This is a genomic window from Crocosphaera sp. Alani8, assembly GCF_038442745.1.
GTDB lineage: Bacteria > Cyanobacteriota > Cyanobacteriia > Cyanobacteriales > Microcystaceae > Crocosphaera.
This window is the reverse complement of record NZ_JARVCN010000482.1, coordinates 1-2,027: the sequence shown is the minus strand read 5'-3', so window position 1 is coordinate 2,027 and position 2,027 is coordinate 1. Positions and strand designations below refer to the sequence as shown.

Annotated in this window: 1 protein-coding gene; it reads left to right on the top strand. The window is 37.9% G+C overall.

All coding sequences use genetic code 11. From position 1 onward, the window contains the following. A partial coding sequence (locus P9B04_RS23730) for a Calx-beta domain-containing protein (protein WP_342057424.1) occupies positions 1-1,810 on the top strand: 1,810 nt, incomplete at its 5' end. Between the last annotated feature and the right edge of the window lie 217 nt (positions 1,811-2,027).

Genomic DNA, 2,027 nt, shown 5'->3' with positions numbered 1-2,027 from the left:
TAGTGTGAACGAAGACGAAGGACTATCGATGATAGTTACTCTCACCCGCACTGGAGACGTTAGTTTTGACTCCTGGGTTGAACTTGAGGCAGTATTAGGCACCTCTAGTGCTACTCTAGGAATCGATTATGGTTTCAACGACTCTATCTATTTTGCTCCAACAGAAACTAGCAAAGTTGTGGAAATTGACCTCTTTAATGACCCGGAAATTGAAGAAACTGAAACCATTAACTTACAAATTGTCCAGGGTAGTGGAAGCGACAATTACACCATCGGAACTCAAGATACGACTACTGTTGAGATCTTAGATAGTTCACCCATTATCGAATTTGAATCAGCTACCTATAGTGTGAACGAAGACGAAGGACTATCGATGGTAGTCACTCTCACCCGCACTGGAGACGTTAGTTTTGACTCCTGGGTTGAACTTGAGGCAGTATTAGGCACCTCTAGTGCTACTCTAGGAATCGATTATGGTTTCAACGACTCTATCTATTTTGCTCCAACAGAAACTAGCAAAGTTGTGGAAATTGACCTCTTTAATGACCCGGAAATTGAAGAAACTGAAACCATTAACTTACAAATTGTCCAGGGTAGTGGAAGCGACAATTACACCATCGGAACTCAAGATACTACCACGGTGAATATCCTAGATAATGACAATGTTATTGCTGAGGTTGGTCAAATTACCAATTTGAATCATGATAGTCAAACGATTATTCTGAATCATAACTTTGATAACCCCGTCATTTTCGCTCAACCCTTATCTCGCAACGGTGGTGATTCCTCAACCATCAGAATTACTGACATTCAAAGTAATAGCTTCTCAGTCCAACTTCAAGAAACTACCTTGATTAATGGTAATCCCCACTCTGGTAATCATACTACTGAAACATTTAGTTTCTTAGTGGTTGAACAGGGAACCTGGCAATTGTCTGATGGTAGTATTCTTGAAGTTGGTAACGTTGCCACCGATGCCATTACGACTTCAACTTGGGAAAATATTGACTTTAATCATACCTTCGCCAGCACCCCAGTGGTTTTAACTCAAGTTCAAACAGACAATGATGCAACTTTTGTCCGAACTCGTCAACGAAATGCCGATAATAATGGATTTGAAGTTGCGTTAGAAGAAGAAGAAGCATTTAAGTCCAGTGGACATGGAATAGAAACTGTTGCTTGGTTAGCCATTTCTCCAGGTCAAGGAAATTGGGATGATAACGAGTTTTTAGCAGGAAATACTGGCGACCAAGTTACCCATAACTGGCATACTATTGACTTTGGTGATAACTTTACTAATGCGCCTAAATTCTTAGGAAATATTGCCACTTTCGACGGAGGAGATTCTTCTGGATTAAGGTATCAGAACCTCACTAATGGTAATGTTCAAATTATGATTGAAGAGGATACCAGCAAAGATAGTGAACAAAATCATACCACTGAAGATATCAATTTCTTAGCTCTGGAAGCGGATGGAAACTTAACTGGTTTGCTAGATTCTTTGACTGGATTAATCGATTCTCAATCAGGAACAGTTAATGCAGATACTTTTGTCTTAGGCGATGCCAGTGAATCATTTTATGATAACTACGGACAACAAGATTATGCAGAAATTTCTGATTTTGACCTTACCCAAGATATCATTCAATTACACGGTTTAGCTGAAAACTACTACCTCGGTTCTTCTCCTTCTGGAACCGATGACCAAGGAATTTTCCTCGAAGTTTCTGGTATGGAAGATGAATTAGTAGGTATTGTTAAAAATACAAATACCTTAGATATCAACAGTAACAATTTTACTTTTGTTTAAGTTCATTATTACCAACTGAGAGTTAATAATTTTAAGCCCGTTTGTACGGGCTTTTTTTCTTGAATACTAAAAGACAGTAATTGGTTAGGACCAATTGAAGACATAAAGATAAATTATTTTTTTTATACTTTTAAAAATATGTTGTTCTTTGAATAATTGATATAATATAGCATTTCCCATACTCATGAGGTACACTGGGAGGAAACTATTTAATGCG